The 18,502-nt window shown below is 74.9% G+C and carries 15 protein-coding genes; 2 read left to right on the top strand and 13 right to left on the bottom strand.

What is annotated here, in order from left to right; genetic code table 11:
- Positions 1-2: 2 nt before the first annotated feature.
- The 10 genes from ABZY13_RS15385 to ABZY13_RS15340 form a co-directional block, all read right to left on the bottom strand.
- Complete coding sequence (locus tag ABZY13_RS15385) at positions 3-1,025, bottom strand: glycosyltransferase family 9 protein (RefSeq protein WP_356630753.1); 1,023 nt, start codon at positions 1,023-1,025, stop codon at positions 3-5.
- Positions 1,022-2,416, bottom strand: a complete 1,395-nt coding sequence (gene rfaE2 / locus ABZY13_RS15380; RefSeq protein ID WP_356630751.1) for a D-glycero-beta-D-manno-heptose 1-phosphate adenylyltransferase — start codon at positions 2,414-2,416, stop codon at positions 1,022-1,024. Before rfaE2 ends, ABZY13_RS15385 begins: the two co-directional genes overlap by 4 nt.
- On the bottom strand, positions 2,413-3,081 hold the full coding sequence (locus tag ABZY13_RS15375) for an SIS domain-containing protein (RefSeq protein WP_356630749.1): 669 nt from the start codon (positions 3,079-3,081) through the stop codon (positions 2,413-2,415). The genes rfaE2 and ABZY13_RS15375 overlap by 4 nt, the downstream gene beginning before the upstream one ends.
- A 222-nt stretch (positions 3,082-3,303) precedes the next feature.
- Positions 3,304-4,572, bottom strand: coding sequence for a glycosyltransferase (locus tag ABZY13_RS15370; protein WP_356630747.1), 1,269 nt, complete (start codon positions 4,570-4,572; stop codon positions 3,304-3,306).
- Entirely contained in the window at positions 4,569-5,534 is a 966-nt protein-coding gene (locus ABZY13_RS15365; protein ID WP_356630745.1) for a glycosyltransferase, read from the bottom strand. Before ABZY13_RS15365 ends, ABZY13_RS15370 begins: the two co-directional genes overlap by 4 nt.
- Positions 5,531-6,664, bottom strand: a complete 1,134-nt coding sequence (locus tag ABZY13_RS15360) for a glycosyltransferase family 9 protein (protein ID WP_356630743.1) — start codon at positions 6,662-6,664, stop codon at positions 5,531-5,533. Before ABZY13_RS15360 ends, ABZY13_RS15365 begins: the two co-directional genes overlap by 4 nt.
- Positions 6,661-7,434 (bottom strand): HAD-IIIA family hydrolase, encoded by a 774-nt coding sequence (locus tag ABZY13_RS15355; RefSeq protein WP_356630741.1) that lies wholly within the window; start codon positions 7,432-7,434, stop codon positions 6,661-6,663. Before ABZY13_RS15355 ends, ABZY13_RS15360 begins: the two co-directional genes overlap by 4 nt.
- Positions 7,431-8,501: a glycosyltransferase gene (locus ABZY13_RS15350; protein ID WP_356630739.1), complete on the bottom strand. Its 1,071-nt coding sequence runs from the start codon at positions 8,499-8,501 to the stop codon at positions 7,431-7,433. The genes ABZY13_RS15355 and ABZY13_RS15350 overlap by 4 nt, the downstream gene beginning before the upstream one ends.
- The gene (locus ABZY13_RS15345) at positions 8,501-10,162 is read right to left on the bottom strand and encodes a carbamoyltransferase C-terminal domain-containing protein (protein ID WP_356630737.1); all 1,662 of its coding nucleotides are present in this window, start codon (positions 10,160-10,162) and stop codon (positions 8,501-8,503) included. The genes ABZY13_RS15350 and ABZY13_RS15345 overlap by 1 nt, the downstream gene beginning before the upstream one ends.
- 63 nt (positions 10,163-10,225) lie before the next feature.
- The gene (locus ABZY13_RS15340) at positions 10,226-11,230 is read right to left on the bottom strand and encodes a UDP-glucuronic acid decarboxylase family protein (RefSeq protein WP_356630735.1); all 1,005 of its coding nucleotides are present in this window, start codon (positions 11,228-11,230) and stop codon (positions 10,226-10,228) included.
- Positions 11,231-11,730: 500 nt separating this feature from the next.
- On the opposite strand from ABZY13_RS15340, the gene ABZY13_RS15335 reads away from it, so the two are divergent.
- Positions 11,731-12,951: a polysaccharide pyruvyl transferase family protein gene (locus ABZY13_RS15335; RefSeq protein WP_356630733.1), complete on the top strand. Its 1,221-nt coding sequence runs from the start codon at positions 11,731-11,733 to the stop codon at positions 12,949-12,951.
- An 87-nt stretch (positions 12,952-13,038) separates the two neighbouring features.
- Positions 13,039-14,484: an FAD-dependent oxidoreductase gene (locus tag ABZY13_RS15330; protein WP_356630731.1), complete on the top strand. Its 1,446-nt coding sequence runs from the start codon at positions 13,039-13,041 to the stop codon at positions 14,482-14,484.
- A 323-nt stretch (positions 14,485-14,807) separates the two neighbouring features.
- Here ABZY13_RS15330 and ABZY13_RS15325 read toward each other — a convergent pair whose 3' ends face one another.
- From ABZY13_RS15325 to xylB, 3 genes are all read right to left on the bottom strand, one after another.
- Entirely contained in the window at positions 14,808-15,419 is a 612-nt protein-coding gene (locus tag ABZY13_RS15325) for an N-acetylmuramoyl-L-alanine amidase (protein ID WP_356631026.1), read from the bottom strand.
- 203 nt (positions 15,420-15,622) lie between these two features.
- Positions 15,623-16,849 carry an ROK family transcriptional regulator gene (locus tag ABZY13_RS15320; protein ID WP_356630729.1) on the bottom strand — a complete coding sequence of 409 codons (1,227 nt, stop codon included), beginning with the start codon at positions 16,847-16,849 and terminating at the stop codon, positions 15,623-15,625.
- An 11-nt stretch (positions 16,850-16,860) separates the two neighbouring features.
- Positions 16,861-18,309: a xylulokinase gene (gene xylB / locus ABZY13_RS15315; protein ID WP_356630727.1), complete on the bottom strand. Its 1,449-nt coding sequence runs from the start codon at positions 18,307-18,309 to the stop codon at positions 16,861-16,863.
- Positions 18,310-18,502: the final 193 nt, after the last annotated feature.

Genomic DNA, 18,502 nt, shown 5'->3' with positions numbered 1-18,502 from the left:
CCTCAGCCGCTCGTGGCCGTCGGTACCGGGTGAGGGCGGGGGTGCGGCTGCGGCTCGGGTCGCGGCAGTGTGCGCACCGCCGTCAGCACCTCGTCGACCGTGATCCTCAGCAGGCGCTCGTCCGGACGCCGGCCGTGCGCGTCGCCGGGGCGCGGCGAGTCGTCGTCGGGGTGCCACAGCACGCGGTGGCGCCCGTCCGGCGGCGGCCCCCACAGCCGGGGCGCGACCGGTCCGAACAGGACCACCGAACAGGTGCCGAGCGCCGTCGCCAGATGGGCCAGCCCGGTGTCGCCGACCACCACGCAACGGGCCCGCGCGACCAGCGCGGCCAGCTCCGCGAACGGCACGTCGCCGCTGCCGCCGAGAACGGCGGACCGGGGCAGGCCCGCCCCCGTGGCGACGGCCTCGGCGAGCGCGGCCTCGCCCGCCCCCGCGGTCACCACCACCTCGTGCCCCTCCCGACACAGCTCCCGCGCCACCGCAGCGAACCGCTCCGCCGGCCAGCAGCGCGCGGGCGCGTCGGCGCCGGGGTGGACGACCACGGCGCCCGGCGCCGGGGAGGGCGCGTCGGGAGCCGGGACGGCCAGGTCCGCCGGGTCGGCCGGGACGCCGTACCAGCGCAGCAGACGGCACCACCGCTCCCGCTCGTGCTCGTCCTCGCGCCATTCGGGGCCAGGGATGCCGGGGGTGTCCGGGTGGGCGAAGGCGTGGAGACGCGCCGGGCGCAGACGGGCCAGCAGGAGGTGACTGGGCGGTCCGTTGCCGTGCAGGTCGACGGCGAGGTCGGGCGGCGGGCCGTCCCACGGCAGGTCGTCGGGGACGGACCGGCCGGGGGCGTGCGTGGGCAGCAGCCGGTCCACCAGGCCGGTGGCGGCCACCGCGCCGGCCAGCCGCTCGGGCGCGGCGAGCACCAGTTCGTGGTCCGGCAGCCGCCGGCGCAGCGCCCGCAGCGCGGGCACCGCGGTCAGCAGGTCCCCGAGCCCGAGCGCCCGCAGCACCAGCGCCCGCGGCCGTACGCCGGTCACGACGGCCCCGGCCGCACGGCCGCCTCCGCCGCCCGGCGGGCCAGCAACGTGGTGGAACGCCCGTCCAGGTAGGGCAGGACGACCGCCTGCCCGCCCCAGGCGCGCAGCACCCGAGCCTCGGGCAGCTCCTGCACCGAGTAGTCGCCGCCCTTCACCCACACGTCGGGCCGCAGCCGGCCGAGCAGTTCCTCGGGCGTGTCCTCGTCGAACACGGCGACCGCGTCGACGCTGCCCAGCGCCTCCAGCACCCGCACCCGGTCCGCCACATGGTTCAGCGGGCGCCCAGGGCCCTTCAACCGGGCCACGGAGGCGTCGGAGTTGAGACAGACGATGAGGCAGTCGCCGACGCCCCGGGCGCTCTCCAGCAGACCCACGTGCCCGGCGTGCAGCAGGTCGAAGCAGCCGCCGGTCGCCACCACCGTGCCGCCCCGGGAGCGGACCTGTTCGGCGAGGGCGAAGGCGTCCCGGACCGGCGTCTCGGCAGTGGCCGGGGCGGTCGCGGTTCGCCACAGCGCCGGATTTCCGGCGCCGCCCTCCGACACGAACGCGGCGGCCTCGGCGACGCCCCGCTGCACGGCCTCCTCCGGCAGCGCGCCGTCGGCCAGGGCCGTCGCGGTCGCGGCGGCGAAGCAGTCGCCCGCGCCGCACGGATCGCCGACGGCCCGGAAGGGCGGCGGGATGAGCATCGGCGTTCCGGCCCCGGGACGGGCCAGCAGCACCCCGCGCTCCCCGAGCGTCACCGCCACGCCCGCCGCCTGCCAGCGCTCGGCCAACTCGGTCCCGCGCTCGGCGTGCGCGCGCAGCGAGTCGCCCTCACCGGGGCACAGCCCGCGCGCCTCCGACGCGTTCGGCGTCACCAGCCGGGCGCCCCGAACCGGCGTGTCCCCCTTCGGATGGGGGTCCCACACCAGGGGTGTGCGCGGAGTGACGGCGGCCAGATGCTCACGCACGGCGCTCACCGTGTGCCGCCCGTAGTCCGCGACCAGCACCGCATGGGCCTGCCGCAGCGCCTCGCGCACCGCGTCGTCGGGCTCGCCGGGCGTGCCGCCGCCCCGGTCTATCCGCACCAGGGGACGGCCACTGGCCATCACCCGGGTCTTGACCGGCAGACTGCCCGTCAGCGGGATCTCCACCAGCCGGACCCGGCCGCGCAGCTCCCGGCGCACCGCCTCGCTGGCGGCGTCGTCGCCGAGCGCGGTCACCAGGGTCACCTCACGGCCGCCACGGGCAGCCAGCGCCGCCGCGAGGCCCGCCCCGCCCGGGTGCCGCCGGTCGCGCGTCACATCGACGACCGGCGCGGGGGCGTCCGGCGCCAGCCGGGAGGCGACGCCCTCGATGTCCTCGTCGAGCAGCACGTCCCCGACCACGACGAGCGGTCGCGGGCCCCTCACGACGCCTCCCGGCGGGCGGCGACCGGCCGGGCCGCGAGGGCGCCCGCCGCGGAACCGCCGCGCGGGGCGACGGCCGCGTCGAAGGCCTCGCAGAGCAGATGCACGGCGACCAGATGGGCCTCCTGCACGGTGGCCGTGGTGTCGCCGACGATGCTCAGCGTCTCGTCCGCCGCCTCGGCCAGGGGGTTGGGGCCGGGCCCGGTCATCGCCCACACGCGCAGACCGGCCGACCGGCCGGCCACGGCCGCGCTGATCAGGTTGGCGCTGCGGCCGGACGTGGACAGCAGCACCAGGACGTCGCCGGGCCGGCCATGGGCGGCCACCTGGCGGGCGTACACCTGGTCGAATCCGTAGTCGTTGCCGAGGGCGGTCAGACTGGAGGTTTCCGCGTGCAGGGAGATCGCCGAGTACGCCGGGCGCTCCTTGCGATAGCGGCCCACCAGCTCGGCGGTCAGATGCTGGGCCTGGGCGGCGCTGCCGCCGTTGCCGGCCGCGAGCAGCCGGCCGCCGGCGGGCAGGACGGCGGCGAGCCGCCCGCCCCAGTCGGCGATGCGGGCCAGGCCGCCGTCCCGGCGCAGCCGGAGGAGCGCCTGCTCCAGCGACCGGCAGTGCAGTTGCGCGGCTTCGAGGGCGGGGACCGCCGGGGAAGGTGAGGATTCGGTCATGCTGGTCGGGCGTGCCGCGTCGCTCGGGACGGCGGCCGGGCCCACACCTCCTTCGGACGTCGGTGCTCCGGGGGTCGTCGGAACGCTTGTCGGGGGTCGGGGCCGGGGCCGTGGCCCGGTGGGTGGAGGGATCAGTCGTCAGGGGGGTCGGGAATGGGACCGGGTGGCTTTCGGGAGCGGACGGGGCGGCCGAAGGGGTGCCCGCGCGGCTCGGGGCCGGCGTCACACCACCTCCGTCACGGCCGACCGGGCGTCCAGGACGGCGCAGTACACGGCCTCCGTCTCGGCCGCGACGCGCCCCCAGCCGTACCTGCGCAGCACCCGTCGCCGCCCGGCCGCGCCGCACGCCTCCCGTGCCTCGGGGCGCGAGAGGAGATCGGCGACCGCGCGGGCGAGGGACTGCGGGTCGCGGGGCGGGACCAGGCGGCCGGTCGCCGGGTCCGCGACGGTGTCGAGGTGGCCGCCGACCGCGCTCGCGACGACCGGCCTGCCGCAGGCCATCGCCTCCAGCGGCACGATGCCGAACGGCTCGTAGTCCGCCGGGCACAGCACCACGTCCGAGCCCCGCAGCAGCGCGGGAACCTGTCGGCTGGACACCCCGCCGGTGAAGTGGACCCGGTCGGCGACGCCGATCCGCCGCGCGATGCCGCGCAGTCGGCGCACTTCCGGATCGTCGCCCAGCCGACCCCGTGGCGGGCCGCCCACCACGAGGAGTTCGGTGTCGGGCAGCAGGGCCAGCGCGGCGACGGAGACCGCCGTCCCCTTGCGCGGGACCAGCCGGCCCAGCTGGATCAGCCGGTGGCGCTGCGTGCGGTGCCGGGCGGCCGGACCGCGCGGGGTGAACAACTCGGTGTCGACCCCGCACGGCACGATCGCGACCTTGTCCTCCGGGATGCCCATCCGGCCCAGCTCGGCCACCTCGTCGCGGCAGGTGGCGACGACCCGGTCGCAGTCCAGGCCCACCTCGGTCTCGTGCGCGATCCGCTGCGGGGGACTGGTGTCCGCGAGCTGCTGGTGGCGCCGCTTGACGGTGCCGAGCGCGTGATAGGTGTGCAGCAGGGGCAGGCCCAGCGGGCGCGCGGCCCACAGCGAGGCCAGTCCCGACATCCAGAAGTGCGAGTGCACCACGTCGGGCGGACGGGCCCGCCACACCCGGGTCAGGTGACGGGCGAAGTCCTCCATGTACGGCAGGAGTTCGTCCTTGGGTATCGGCTCTGCCGGCCCCGCCTGCACATGGTGCACCTCGACGCCCTCGCGCAGCCGGACCCGCTCGGGCAGGTCCGGGTCGTCGCGGCGGGTGTGCACCGTCACCCGGTGGCCGCGGTCGGCGAGGGCGCCCGCGAGCGCGGCGACGTGGACGTTCTGCCCGCCCGCGTCCACGCCGCCGAGCGCGGCGAGTGGACTCGCGTGCTCGGAGACGAGCGCGATGGACAGGGAACCCGGTCCATCGCCGTCGAGGGTGTGCAGCAGGGAACCGACAGATGAGGTCATGAGCACGCCTCCGTCATCACACGCTCCCAGTCGTTCAGGAAGCGCTTGAGCCCGTACCGTCCGAGCGCGGCCTGGCGCGCCCGCTCGCCGTCCTCGGCCGCGGCCTCCGGCTCGTTGAGGTAGTGCCGGGCGGCGCGGGCGAGGACTTCGGGGCGGGTGGACAGGACGCCCGCGCCGGGCGGCACCGCCTCGACCGCCTCCGTGGCGGCCAGCACCACCACCGGCATGCCCAGGTGCATGGCCTCCAGCAGCGAGAGGCCGAGGGAGGTCCAGCGCACCGGGTGCAGATAGAACCGGCGTTCGGCCATGGCCGCGTGCAGCTCGCTCTGCGGGAGGTCGGCGCTGCGGCAGCGCTCCTCGGGCAGGCCGAGATGCTCCGCCAGGCCCTCGGTGCGCATGCCGAAGACGTCCAGCGGCGCCGCCTCGGCGAGCGCGGGCAGCAGATCGGTGCCGGTGTGACGGCCGCGCCGAACCGGTTCGTTGACGACGACGGCCGCGCGGGCCAGCCGCCCCGTGTACTGGTGGCCGGGGTCGACGATGCCGTGCTCGATCACCTCGGTGCGGGTGGTGCCGCAGTCCCAGAACAGACGGTTGAAGTGCGTGACGTGAACCAGCGTCAGATCGTCGCGGTCGGCGAAGGGATGCCGCGTCGCGGGCACGTCGCCGTCCGGCGCGTTGTGCTCCAGATATACGGCGGGCACGTCGCGTCCGGGCCGGCGGCCCCCCAGCCAGCGCTCGGCCAGCTCCAGTTCGTGCGGACGCTGGAGGACGACGAGGTCGACGTCGGTGTCCGGCAGATCCTCGGGCGTCGCCTCCCGCACCGAGGCAGGCCAGGAGAACGTCACGGCCCGGCCGAGTCCGTCGGCGTCGCGGGCGGGGGTGACCGGAACGAGGTAGGTGTGCGGGCCCTGCACGAAAGCGGTGGTCCAGGAGCCGTGCACATGCCACAGCAGAATGTTCATCGGGTCGCTCCTCGCTCCGTGCCGTCGTGTTCGCTGTCCCGGCCCGAGTGCTTCGACTTCCTCGAGTGATGGAAGTTATTCGTCACCAATGGGTGATTTTGTGATCTTTTCTCCCAAAGCGTCGCCACCGCGGCGAGCACTTCCGCGTCGGCGACCCCGTCGAGACAGGGATGTCCGGGCACCGGGCAGCGACGGGCCCTGCTGCCGGCGCACACCGCGTCCTGGTCCCCGAGCAGCACATGCGGCACGCCGTACGGCCGCCACCGCTCGGCCGGCACCACCGGGGCGAACAGCGACACCACCGGCGTCCCCACCGCGGCGGCCAGATGCGCCGGACCGGTGTTGCCGGACACCGCCACCCGCGCCCCGGCGAGGACGCCCGCCAACTGCCGCAGATCCGTGAGGCCGCCGAGGTCCAGGGCGTGGGCGCCCGCGACGCGCGCGGTCAGCTCCCGCTCCCCGGGCCCGCCGGTGACGACGACCCGGTATCCCGCGGCGGACAGCGCCGCCCCGGCCCGTGCCGCCCGCTCGGCGCTCCAGGCCCGAGCGGGCACCGCCGCCCCGGGATGCAGCACCACATACGGTTCGGATCCCGTGAGGTGGGTGGTGTCCGGGGGCGGCGTCACGCGCAGCGCCCCGTCGTCGCCCGGCGGCAAGGCGAAACCGGCGTCCCGCGCCAGGTCCAGGGCCGCCTCCGCCTCGTGCCGGTGCGGCTGCCGGTGGTGCCGCAGGTCGAGCAGCGCGCCCGGGTAGTCCTCGCTGTCGGCCGCCGTCCAGCCGACCTCCGCCAGCTTCAGCAGCAGGGCCGTCGGCAAAGGGCTCTGGTGGTACGACACCAGGATCAGGGCGCGGTCGAAGCGCCGGGCGGCCAGGGTCTGGAGCAGCTCCCGGGTGTCCGCGCGGGACACCGGCGCCGGTTCCAGGCCCACCCAGGGGGCGTCGTGCACCAGCACCTCGTCCACGCCCGGCAGCAACTGCCCGGCGCGTGCGCCCTGTGGTCCGCAGAGCAGCGCGGTGTACGACGAACCCGCTGCCACGGCCCGTACGGCGGGGCCGGCGAGCAGCACGTCGCCCGCGCTGTCGAGACGGACGACCAGGGAACGGGGGAGCGTGGAGGAGGGGACCGTCATGACACCTCCGGGGTCCGGAGGACGGCGTCGGCGGGGACGCTGACGCCATCGGCGAGGGCGCCGCTCGCGCGGGCCGTGTCCGCGCGGACTTCGTCCGCCGGGGTCAAGAGGTCCGGGGCGGAGAGGTCCGGGGCGAGGGGGTGCGCGGCGGGGTCTGCGGCATTTCCGGTAGCCAGGGCGAGCCGCACCGCCGTCAGCAGGTCCGGCGCGGTGCACGCGGCGGCTGCCGTCTCCTCGGGGCGGGTCGTCGGCGTCGGCACCAGGACCCCGCGCGCACCGGCGGCCTCCGCGGCGCCCATGTCCGCACCGATGTCGCCGATGACGACCGTCCGTTCCACCGGCGCCCCGAGCCGTGCGCAGGCCGCCAGCACCAGACCCGGCGCGGGTTTGCGGCAGCCGCAGCCCTCGTCCGGACCGTGCGGGCACACCGCCCACACCTCGAACGGGCCCAGCACCTCCTCCACCCGCCGCTGCACCGCCTCCACCTGACGCCGCGTCAGCAGCCCGCGGGCCACGCCGGACTGATTGCTCACCACCCCGACGGGGACACCCCGCGCCCGGACCTCGTCGACGGCCGCGCGCGCCGTCGGCATCGGCTCGACCCGCGCGGGATCGCCGTTGTAGGGCACGTCGGCCACGAGGGTGCCGTCGCGGTCGAACAGGACCGCCGCCGGAAGCCGCCCGCCGACACCGTGGGGGCGGGAGGCGGCGGCGGGCGGCCCGGCGTAGAGCCAGGGCCCGGTCGTGGCGGTCGGGCGACGGGGCGTCATGAGCGCACCCGCTCCCGGTCCTCGTCCGGCCGCAGCGGCACGAGCGGCGGCTCGTCCGGGCCGTGCGCGGTGACCGGCGGGGTGCCGTGATGGACCACCTGCCCGCGCAGCCAGTGCCAGACGGCGACGGGTGGGATGGCCACGCTGGTCAACGCCATGGTGGCGACCTCGTCACGGGTGCGCGGCCCCGGGACGATCCGGGCCAGCGCGAACTCGGCCGTCCCCGCCAGCCACACCGCGGCGCAGACCGAGGCCGCCCGCGGCCGGCGCAGGGCTGCACAGGCCAGCGATGCCGCCGCCGCCCCGGTCACCGCGAGGTGGCGGGGCAGCCGCCCGCGTGGCGCGCCCGCCCGCCGCCACCACGTCGGGCCGTGCAGCCGGGTCATCAGCACGTCGTCGGCGTTGCCCGCCTGGGCGCGCACGGAGACCCACCGGTCGGCCGGACGCACCGGATGGGTCGTGCAGCGTTCCCCGGGGGCGATCTCCCATCCGGCGGCGAGCACCCGCAGCGCCAGATCCGCGTCCTCCCGGAACGCCCGGCGGAAGCGTTCGTCGAAACCGCCGACCGCCTCCAGCGCCGCCCGCCGGTACGCCATGTCCGCGGTGATCCAGCGTGCGGTGGCGAGCCCCGCGGTGTTGCGCTCCCAGTCGGTGGGCCGCCGGTCCGGCGGCAGTGGGACGTCGATCCGCGCGGTGACCGCGCCCGTGCGGGGGTTCGCTGCGGCCAGGTCGAGGGTCAGATCCTCGCCCCAGGACGGACCGGGCACGACGTCGTCGTCGAGGAACACGATCCAGGGCGCCCGCCCGGCCGCCCGCCAGCCGATGTTGCGCGCTGCGGCGGGTCCGCGGGCGCCACCCCGCACGACGGTGGTGAGGGACCGCAGGGACTCGGGCACGTCCAAGGGCGCCTGCGATGCCTCGGGGCGGTCGTCGACGAGGACGATCCGGTCGGGCCGGGGACCGCCCGCCCGGCCGAGCGCACGCAGGCACACGGTCAGGCTGGGGCGGCCCAGCGTCGGGATCACCACCGCGTAGTCGGCCGTGCCCGGCGCCGTTCGCTCCGTCATCAGGCCCTCCCGTCGTCGGCCGTGCGGAAGAGGTCGCCGCGCCGGATCGCGTAGGGACCGATCGCCAGCAGGTCCACCGGGGAGGAGCCGAAGCACTCGAGCGCGTCGCGCGGATCGTCCACCATGGGCCGGCCCGCCGTGTTCAGGCTGGTGTTGACCACCACCGGCAGCCCCGTGCGCCGCTCGAACGCGCTCAGCATGCGCGCCACCAGCGGCTCCCGTTCCGGATCCACGGTCTGGATCCGGGCGGTGCCGTCGACGTGCACGACCGCCGGGATGCGCTCCCGCCACTCGGCGGCCACATCGTGCACGAACAGCATGTACGGGCTGGGCAGCGGCCCGTCGAAGATCTCGCCCGCCCGGTCGGCCAGCACCATCGGCGCCACCGGCCGGAACTGCTCCCGCCCCTTGACGTCGTTGAGGCGTTCCAGATTGCCCGCGTGACCCGGATGGGCCAGCAGCGAGCGATGGCCGAGCGCCCGGGGTCCGTACTCCGAACGCCCCTGGAACCACGCCACGATCGCGTTGTCCGCCAGCGCCTCCGCCACCGTCTCGGCGATGTCCGCGGGCCGCTCGAACGGCACGGCGGCCGTCTTCAGCCACGCCCCCAGCTCGGCGTCGGACCAGTCCCGCCCGAGGTCGGCGCCCGGCATCGGCTCCGGCGCCTCCCCCCTCTCCGCGGTCAGCAGGAGCGCCCCGCCCAGCGCGGTGCCGGCGTCACCGGCCGCCGGCTGCACCCACACCCGGGAGAAGGGGCCCTCCCGTGCGATACGGGAGTTGGCGACGCAGTTCAGCGCGACTCCGCCGGCCAGCGTGAGCACGCTGTGGCGGGTCCGCCCGTGCAGCCAGCGCACCAGGTCGAGCAGCGTCTCCTCCAGCACGGCCTGCGCGCTCGCGGCCACGTCCGCGTGCTCCTGCGTCCACGGCTCCTCGGCGCCGCGCGGCGGGCACAGCTCGTGCCAGGGCACCCCGGTGGCGCGGAACCCGCCGTCCCCGGTCGGATGCACATACCGGCGCAGCTCCGCAAGCATCCGCGGGGTGCCGTGCGAGGCGAGCGCCATCACCTTGAACTCGTCGGACGAACGCAGAAATCCCAGATGCTCGGTGAGTTCCTCGTAGACCAGGCCCAGGGAGTGCGGCAGCTCCTGGGCGTGCAGCGCCTCCAGCCGGTCGCCGACGCGGCGGGCCGCCAGGTGGGAGGCCCGTTCCCCGCGCCCGTCCAGGACCAGGACGGAGGAGTCGCCGGCGTCGGGAGCGGCGAACGCGCTGGACGCGGCGTGCGCCATGTGGTGCGGCACGAAGCGCACCTTCGCGGCGTCCAGGCCGGGCAGCGCGGTCGCGAGGAAGTTCGGCGCCTCCCGGGCGTACGTCTGCCGCAGATGGTCCCAGGGGTCGTCCAGTCCCATGGCGTCGGCCGACCGGGCGAGACCGGGGTCGTAGGAGTAGGCGACGGCGTCGAGGTCCTGCGGGCGCAGGCCGGCCCGCCGCAGGCACCATGCGGCCGCCTTCTCCGGCAGTTCCCAGGCGGAGAACGGCACCGGCCGCTTGCCGTGCTTGCGGCGGGAGAACCGCTCCTCCTCGGCGGCCGCGACGGTTCGGCCGTCGATCACCAGGGCGGCGGCGGGGTCGTGGAAGAGGGCGTTGATTCCGAGGATGCGCATGGGGTTCCCAGGTCTCTCGCGTCGTGGTGAGCCGGGCGTGTGCCGGTGGTGGGCGGGGCCGGCTCAGTGGTCGTCTGCGGCCGGTGCGAGGTCCGCGGCACGCGGTTCGCACTCCGCGGTCGCCCGGAACCAGTCGATCGTGCGTCGCAGTCCGTCCTCCGCGCGCACGCGGGGTTCCCAGCCGAGCTTGTCGCGGGCCAGCGTGATGTCCGGGCAGCGGACCGCCGGGTCGTCGGTCGGCCGTTCGATGAACCGGATCTCCGAGGCGGACCCGGTCAGCTCGATCACCAGGCGGGCCAGGTCGAGCATGGTGATCTCGGTGGGGTTCCCGATGTTCACGGGTCCGCGCATGCCGTGCGCCGCCGCCGCGAGGATGCCGCGGACGGTGTCGTCGACATAGCACAGCGACCGGGTCTGGCGGCCGTCCCCCGTGACCGTGAGGGGCTCGCCGCTCAGCGCCTGGCGGACGAAGGTCGGCACGGCACGGCCGTCGTGGCCGCGCATCCGGGGGCCGTAGGTGTTGAACAGCCGCACGATGCAGGCGTCCGTGCCCTCCGCCTCGGCGTGCGCCGTGGTCAGGGCCTCGCCGAACCGCTTGGCCTCGTCGTACACGCTGCGCGGACCGACCGGGTTCACATGCCCCCAGTACCGCTCGTCCTGCGGGTGCTGCTGCGGATCTCCGTACACCTCGGACGTCGACGCCAGCACGAACCGCGCCCCCGACCGGTGCGCCAGCTCCAGCGCGTTGCGGGTGCCGGCGCTGCCGGTCTCCATGGTGTGCAGCGGCAGCCGCAGATAGTCCGCCGGCGAGGCCGGGGAGGCGAAGTGCAGAACAAGGTCGGGCGGCCGCTCCACCGGGAGCCGCTCGGAGACGTCGGCGTGCACGAGCATGAACCCGGGGCGGTCCAGCAGCGGCGAGACGTTCTCCGGGCGGCCGGTGCTGAAGTCGTCCACACAGGTGACCGCGGTGCCCGCGTCCAGCAGGGCCGCGCACAGGTGCGAACCCACGAAGCCGGCGCCGCCGGTGACGACGGCGTGCTCCCAGTCGCGTGAAGAAGTACTGGTCATTCAGGTCTCCTCTGCACGGGCGAGTACCCCTGCCAGCCTCCGCCGCCGAAACGGCCGCGGCTCGGTGGTGTACTGCATCGGAGTGATCCACGGAGCGTGACCGCGGGGGGAACGGGGGCCGGACCGCCCGATCCGTGGGCCCGGGACGCCGGTTTTCCTACCGGCCCCAGCCTGATCCCGGCGGTCCGCCCCGGCGGTCCCCGCCTGCCGTCGTGACCGCCGGGGCGTGGAGACGCACTGCGATGGTGCGCGTCCGAGACCCGTGGAACCATGGGCGTACCCGTCGTCCGCCGGGCCGGTCCCGGCCGGGCGGGACAACCTGGCCGCGACCCGGCACCGGCCCTCTTCCCGCCCGAAAAACCACGTCGGGTGTTTCCCCCGAGTCGCGGAGGCAACCCGTGCCCGAACGCGCGGCGGCGGCCCACCGGGCTCAGGCCCGTCGCCCCGCCCGTGCGCCCCGGACGAACACCCTGCTCAGCGCCACGGAACAGGAGTTCCGGATGACCATGACCACACAGCTTCCGCCGTCCGAACGTCTGGCCCCGCGCATCGGCCTCCTCGGCTCCTACGGCGGCTACAACCTCGGCGACGAGGCGATCCTGACCTGCGTCCTGAGCTGTCTGCGCACCCACCGCCCGCAGGCCCGGCTCGTCGTCTTCAGCCGCAACGCCGAACACACCCGCGCCCACCACCCGTCCGCCGACGAGGTCGTCGACTGGGAGGGCGTCCCGCAGAAGCAGATCCTCGACGTCCTGTCGGGCCTCGACCTGCTGGTCCTCGGCGGCGGCGGCATCCTCTACGACGGCGAGGCGCGCCGCTACCTGCGGCTCGTCGCAGCCGCCCAGGCCCACGGCGTGCGCACCTTCGCCTACGCGGTCGGAGCCGGTCCGCTGCGCGAGGCGGAGGACCGCGAGGCCGTGCGCACCGTGCTGACGGCCATGGACGAGGTCGTCGTCCGCGACGAGGAGTCCCGGCTGGTGCTCGAGGAGGCCGGACTCGAACGCGATCTGGTCGTCACCGCGGATCCGGCGCTGCTGCTGCCGCCGGAACCCTTCACCGAGCAGATGATGCGACAGGAAGGCATTCCCGAGCACAACCGGTTGGTGGGAATGTCGGTCCGCGAGCCGGGCCGGGCCGCGGAGAAGCTCGACGAGAGCGACTACCACGCCCTGCTGGCCGATGTCGCGGACTTCCTGGTGCGCCGTTTGGACGCCCATGTGGTCTTCGTGCCCATGGAACGCCAGGACGTCCACCACGCCCACGGTGTGCTCTCCCGGATGACCGCTCCCGACCGGGGGCGGATCCTGCACAGCGTCTACAGCCCGGGGCAGGTCCTCGGCTTCATGAGCCATCTGGACCTCGTCGTCGGCATGCGCCTGCACTTCGTGATCTTCGCCGCTCTCTCCGGCCTGCCCGTGCTGCCCCTGCCCTACTCGGGCAAGGTCTTCGACTTCGCCCGCCGGATGGGAGCGCCCGCGCTCGTCGGCGTGGCCCGCGAACAGGCCGGGCTGCTGCTGGCCGAGGTGGACCGGCTCTGGGACGAGTTCCCTCAGCGCCGCCCCGACCTCGAGGAACGCATCGCGAGGCTGCGAGCCCTGTCCGAGGAGACCTGCGTGCGCTGCCAGGCGGTGCTCGACACGCTGGACGAGGCCGTCGGCGCCCCCGAGGCGGAGCAGCCCGGGCTGCATCTGCTCAGGCCGGGTACCGGAACCGCGAACTGACCGCCCCCGGACGCGGAACTCCCGGCGGCCCCGCCCGCCGACGCCGGGCGGGCCGCAGCCGGACCCATCAGCCGACGGGAAGAAGCGATGCCGATCCTGGAACGACCGCAACAACCCCGGACGATCACCCTGCCCCCGCGCGACGCCCAGTACGGGGGCCGTACGCAGGTCCTGGTCGTCGGCGGCGGCCCGGCCGGCACCGCCGCGGCCTACGCGGCGGCCGATGCCGGCGCCGACGTGGTGCTGGTGGAGCGGTACGGCTTCCTCGGCGGCAATGCCACGGTCGCCCTCGTCATGCCGTTGATGTCCTTCCACAACGAGCGCAAACAGGCCGTGTTCACCGAACCCGGCCAACAGGGGGACCGGCTGCTGCCGACCGACCACGGCGAGGGCGAGGCGGTCGTCGCCGGCTTCCTGTGGCGGCTGCTGGACCGGCTGAACGAGCGCGGCGGCTGCATCCCGCCCTCGCTCGGCACCGGCTACACCGTGCCCTTCGACCCGGAGATCTTCAAACTCGTCCTCCTGGACCTGCTGGACGAGGTGGGCGTGCGGATGCTGTTCCACTCCTTCGCCTCCGCAGCGCTTCCCCTGGACGACGGCTGGCGGGTGGTGTTCGAGACCAAGTCCGGTCCGGTGGCGATCGACGCCGACGTCGTGGTCGACGGGACCGGTGACGGCGACGTCGCCGCGGCCTGCGGAGCCGCCTGTGAGGTCGGCCGGCCCCAGGACGGGCTGGTGCAGCCGATGACGCTGATGTTCCGCATGGTCGACTTCATGCGGCCGAAGTTCTCCGCGTACGTGCACGACCACCCCGACCAGTGGCGCGGCGTGCACGGCCTGTGGGACCTCGTGGAAGAGGCCACCAAGGCGGGTGAACTCACCCTGCCCCGCGAGGACATGCTGTTCTTCGGCACTCCGCACGCCGGCGAGGTGAGCGTCAACAGCACCCGGGTCACCGGTGCCCTGGGCATCGACGTGTGGGATCTCAGCCGCGCGGAGTACACCGCCCGCCGCCAACTGGAACAGATCGAGCGCTTCCTGCGCCTGCACGTACCCGGCTTCGAGGAGTCCTACCTGGTGCAGAGCGGCACCCAGATCGGGGTGCGCGAGACGCGCCGCATCCTCGGCGACTACCACCTCACCGGGCACGACGTCATGGAGGCCCGGTCCTTCCCCGACGTCGTCGCGCACGGCGCGTACCCCGTCGACATCCACAATCCGAAGGGCTCCGGCACCATCCTCATGCGCGTCCCGCCGGGACGTTTCTACGACATCCCCCTGCGCTGTCTGCTGCCGCGCGACACCGACCGTCTGCTCGTCGCGGGCCGTTGCATCTCGGGCTCCCATGTGGCCCATTCCTCCTATCGGGTCATGCCCATCGCCATGGCGACCGGTCAGGCGGCGGGCGTCTGTGCAGCGCTGGCGACCCAGCAGGGCCGGGCACCGCGCGAGGTGCCCCACGCACTCGTCCAGCGCGAACTCCTGCGCCAGGGAGCCCGCCTGCGCCTGGAGGCGGGCGCCACCGCGCCATAGAGCGTTCGGGTGCCGCCTGTGCGGCCGTTTCGCGTGTCGTTCCGCGCGTCGCGCCCTTGTCACCTGCCGCCTGCCGCCTGCCGCCTGCCGCCTGCCGCCTGCCGCCGCCGGGCGCTGTGCTGAATCGGTGGGTGGTGGTTGTCGCGTTGCGGGCGGACTCGTTGTGGGCAACGCGTTCCCCGGTCCACCGTCCCTCGGTCGTGACGCCTTGCCATGCGTCCGGGGCGACGACGCCGACGGCCCCCGGGCCCTGTCGCCGGGAGGACCCGGAGTGGCCGGCTGCGCCCCAGGCGGCCCCGCGTACCGGTGACCGGTCGGGCGGCTCAGAAGGAGTCGACGAGCCGCAGGTAGCGCCGCCAGTCCCAGTGCGGCCCGGGATCGGTGTGGTCCGTGCCCGGTATCTCGTAGTGCCCGATGATGTGCGCGCGGTCCTTCGGGATGCCGTGCCGCGTGCAGATAGCCGCGGTCAGCCGCGCCGACCGCTCGTAGAGCACGTCGGTGAAGTGACCGGGCCGGTCCACCCAGCCCTCGTGCTCGATGCCGATGCTGCGGACGTTGCGGTCCCAGTTCCCCGCGTGCCAGGCGATGTCGGACTCGCGGACGCACTGCGCCACATGACCGTCGGCCGATCGCACCAGGTAGTGGGAGGACACCGCCTTCTTCGGATTGTGGAAGACGGCCAGCGCGTTGGCGTACGAGGTCTGGGTGACATGGACGACCACGAGGTCGATCGGGCGGACGACGGAGCTGTCCGCCACCGTGTAGTTGGCGCTGTTCGCAGGTTGCCACTGGGCGGACGGGTGGTCGGGGGCCGGCGTGCGTGCGTCCGCCGTCGGCCTCGGCAGCAGCGCGTAGGGCACTGCGGCGAGCGCGACTCCCCGCAGAATCCGGCGGCGCCCGGGGAGCGCCACGGCCCGTCCCGCCTGCCGCTGCATCTGCAGCGGTGCGGGAATCGTCGTTCCGCTGCGCGTCTCCTTCGGCATGAGCCGTCCCCCGTTCGACAGTGATTTCCCTGGGACGTGAGCCTGGGGCGTCACGTGTGAAATCACGGTACGGGGCTCGCCGACCGGGCCGAGAGGCGTGGTGGACAGCCATCCGGTTGTGGAAAACTCGCTCCCCCACACGAGTGGGGACTACTTCACACGGCGGGCCGGTCCCGTCCCGCCACCCCCGCCGGATCGTCGAGCACCGCCCGCACCACCGAGTGCGCGGCCCCGAGCAGCGGCCCCTCGGGGCCCAGCCCGGACACGGTCACGGGGCAGGCCGGACCCGCGCTCCGCCGGGCCAGCTCGGTCCGCAGCGACGGCAGCAGCCAGGGCGCCAGCCCGGAAAGCGCGCCGCCCAGCACCACGCTCTCTGGGTCCAGCAGATTGACCGCGCCGGTCAGCGCGATGCCGAGCGCCTCGCCCGCCACGCGCAGGGCCCGTCGTACCTCCTCGTCGCCATCGGTGGCGCGGCCTGCCAGCAAGCCGACCCGGTCCTCGCCGGGTTCCAGACCGGCCGCCCGCAGCACCGCCTCCTCACCCGCGTACTGCTCCAGGCACCCGCGCCCGCCGCAGCCGCACTCCGGACCGTCCGGCCGGACCGGGACATGGCCCAGCTCGCCCGCGAAACCGCGGGTTCCGCGCAGCAGTCGCCCGTCCACGACGACACCCGCACCGATACCGATCTCCGCCGACACGTGCAGGAAGTCCCGCGGCGTGCCTTCACCGAGCCACAGTTCGGCAAGGGCGCCGAAGTTGGCCTCGTTGTCCACGGTGGGCGGCAGCTCCGGGGGCAGCAGGGCGCCGAGGTCCGTGTCGTGCCAGTCGAGGTTCGGGGCGCGGACGACGGTGCGGGCGTCGCCGGCCACCAGACCGGGCACGGCCACGGCGAGACCCGCGGGCCACAGCCCTTCGCGCTCCGCCTCGGCGACGACCTGGCGGATCAGCGCGGTGAGGTCGCCGACGACCGGCTCGGGGGCACGACCGCGGTTGGTGCCGGGCCGTACCACTCGCACCCGTACCTGTCCGCGCAGGTCGACCGCGCACGCCGCCAGGTGGTCGACGCCGATCTCCGCGCCGATCCCCGCAGGGCCGCTGCCGCTGACGGCGAGGGCCGATCCGGGACGGCCCCGGCCGACGCGGCCGGGCCGCTCGGGGCCCAGTTCCTCGATCAGGCCGGCCCGGATCAGCTCGTCGACCAGGGTCGAGACCGCGGCACGGGTCAGACCTATGCGCGAGGCGACCGCGGCCCGCGACAACGGACCCTCGGCGCTGACCGTGTGCATCACCCGGGCCAGGTTGCGGCGGCGCATGCCCTGCTGGGTGTCCGGCAGGGCACGCCCCGGGCCGGCCGGGTGGTCCTTGTGCAGCGGTGCGGTCATGCCCCCCGTCCTCAGTGGCTCTCCGTCCCGCGCTCCAGCAGCAGCGGGGCCGCGTCGGAGAGTACCCCGGAGATCCTCGCCAGCGTCTCGTCGTCCCGCTCCACGGCCTCCAGCACCGGTCCCCGGGCGGTGTCCCAGCGCCGGGCGACCGCCGCCGGGTCCTCACCGGTGAGCAGCCCGGCCGCCTGCGCCGCCGCGCCGAGGGCGACCAGTTCCTTGGCCTCGGGCACCTGCACGGGCCGTCCGGAGAGCCGTCGTACCGTCTGCTGCCAGGCCGTGCCCCGGGCGCCGCCGCCGATCAGCAGCAGCGGCGTCGAGCGGTCCGCGTCCTCGTCGAGGACCAGGTCCAGCGCGCCCAGCAGCGAGTGGACGGCGCCGTCGTAGGCGGCCTGCAGAAGCTGACCGGGCGTGGTGTCGTGGCGCAGGCCGTGCAGCAGTCCCGAGGCGTTGGGCAGGGCGGGGGTTCGCTCGCCGTCCAGGTACGGCAGCAGGGTGACGCTCGTGCCGGGCTCGACGGCCTCCCGCTCCAGGCCCAGCAGGGCGGCGACGCGGTCGACGGCGAGCGTGCAGTTCAGGGTGCACGCCAGCGGCAGCCAGTCGCCGCGTGCGTCGGCGAAGCCCGCCACGGTGCCGGTCGGGTCGGCCGGCCGCTGCCGCGTGACGGCGTACACCGTGCCCGAGGTGCCGAGGCTCAGCACCGGAGTACCGGGCCGCAGACCGAGGCCGAGCGCGGCGGCGGCGTTGTCGCCGGTTCCCGGCGCGACCAGGGTGCCCTTGGAGAACGGCAGGTCATGGCCGTCGCGCACGGTGCCCGCGACCTCGCCGGGACGCACCACACGCGGCAGCAGCGCCGGGTCGAGACCCACGTGCGCGAGGATCTCCGCGTCGTACGACTCGGTCCCGGACGCCCACCAGCCGGTGCCCGAGGCGTCGCCGCGGTCGGTCGTGCCCTGGCCGGTGAGACGTTCGGTGAGGTAGTCGTGCGGCAGGCGCACCGCCTTCGTCGCGCGTACCGCCTCCGGCTCGTGCTCGGCGAGCCAGGCCCACTTGGTGACGGTGAAGGACGCGGCCGGCACGCTGCCCGCGCGCTCCGCCCAGACCTTCGCGCCGCCCAGCTCCTCGATCAGCCGACGGGCCTGCGGGGCGGAGCGCACGTCGTTCCACAGCAGGGCGGGGCGCACCGGTTCTCCGTGCTCGTCCAGCGTGACGAGGCCGTGCTGCTGGCCGCCGATGGACACCGCGGCGGCCTCGCGGGCGGCGTCGCCGCACTGCTCCAGGGCCTGGCACAGGGCGTCCCACCACTGGCGCGGGTCGCTCTCGCGGCCGGCTCCGGAGGACACGGTGTGCCGTGCCTGGCCGCTCGCCACCACCCGCCCGGTGGCGGCGTCGACGACCAGCGCCTTCGTGGACTGGGTGGACGAGTCCACACCGACGACGAGCGGACCCTCGGCTGCTGACATCGGATTTTCTCCCTTTTCCGCTGCTCGGCGGGGATGTGATGGCGGTCGGAGACACGATGTCTCTTCCCAGAGCTGCGTTGGCATACTAATTTGTAAACCGCCATGACGAAATAGTCAGCGAGCAAGGAGCCGTGGCATGACGTACCAGCCCACCCCCGATGACAAGTTCACCTTCGGTCTGTGGACCGTCGGC

The sequence above is a fragment of the Streptomyces sp. NPDC006610 genome, assembly GCF_040611575.1.
Classification (GTDB): domain Bacteria; phylum Actinomycetota; class Actinomycetes; order Streptomycetales; family Streptomycetaceae; genus Streptomyces.
The sequence above is the reverse complement of the archived record's forward strand: the minus strand, read 5'-3'. Positions and strand labels throughout refer to the sequence as shown.

What these genes read in the sequence shown, in the direction of transcription:
- ABZY13_RS15355 (WP_356630741.1), bottom strand. Translation starts at nt 7,434, where the DNA reads ATGACGCCCCGTCGCCCGACCGCCACGACCGGGCCCTGGCTCTACGCC.
- xylB (WP_356630727.1), bottom strand. Translation starts at nt 18,309, where the DNA reads ATGTCAGCAGCCGAGGGTCCGCTCGTCGTCGGTGTGGACTCGTCCACC.
- ABZY13_RS15320 (WP_356630729.1), bottom strand. Translation starts at nt 16,849, where the DNA reads ATGACCGCACCGCTGCACAAGGACCACCCGGCCGGCCCGGGGCGTGCC.
- ABZY13_RS15360 (WP_356630743.1), bottom strand. Translation starts at nt 6,664, where the DNA reads ATGACGGTCCCCTCCTCCACGCTCCCCCGTTCCCTGGTCGTCCGTCTC.
- ABZY13_RS15330 (WP_356630731.1), top strand. Translation starts at nt 13,039, where the DNA reads ATGCCGATCCTGGAACGACCGCAACAACCCCGGACGATCACCCTGCCC.
- ABZY13_RS15345 (WP_356630737.1), bottom strand. Translation starts at nt 10,162, where the DNA reads ATGCGCATCCTCGGAATCAACGCCCTCTTCCACGACCCCGCCGCCGCC.
- ABZY13_RS15325 (WP_356631026.1), bottom strand. Translation starts at nt 15,419, where the DNA reads ATGCAGCGGCAGGCGGGACGGGCCGTGGCGCTCCCCGGGCGCCGCCGG.
- ABZY13_RS15340 (WP_356630735.1), bottom strand. Translation starts at nt 11,230, where the DNA reads ATGACCAGTACTTCTTCACGCGACTGGGAGCACGCCGTCGTCACCGGC.
- ABZY13_RS15335 (WP_356630733.1), top strand. Translation starts at nt 11,731, where the DNA reads ATGACCATGACCACACAGCTTCCGCCGTCCGAACGTCTGGCCCCGCGC.
- ABZY13_RS15375 (WP_356630749.1), bottom strand. Translation starts at nt 3,081, where the DNA reads ATGACCGAATCCTCACCTTCCCCGGCGGTCCCCGCCCTCGAAGCCGCG.
- ABZY13_RS15365 (WP_356630745.1), bottom strand. Translation starts at nt 5,534, where the DNA reads ATGAACATTCTGCTGTGGCATGTGCACGGCTCCTGGACCACCGCTTTC.
- ABZY13_RS15350 (WP_356630739.1), bottom strand. Translation starts at nt 8,501, where the DNA reads ATGACGGAGCGAACGGCGCCGGGCACGGCCGACTACGCGGTGGTGATC.
- ABZY13_RS15370 (WP_356630747.1), bottom strand. Translation starts at nt 4,572, where the DNA reads ATGACCTCATCTGTCGGTTCCCTGCTGCACACCCTCGACGGCGATGGA.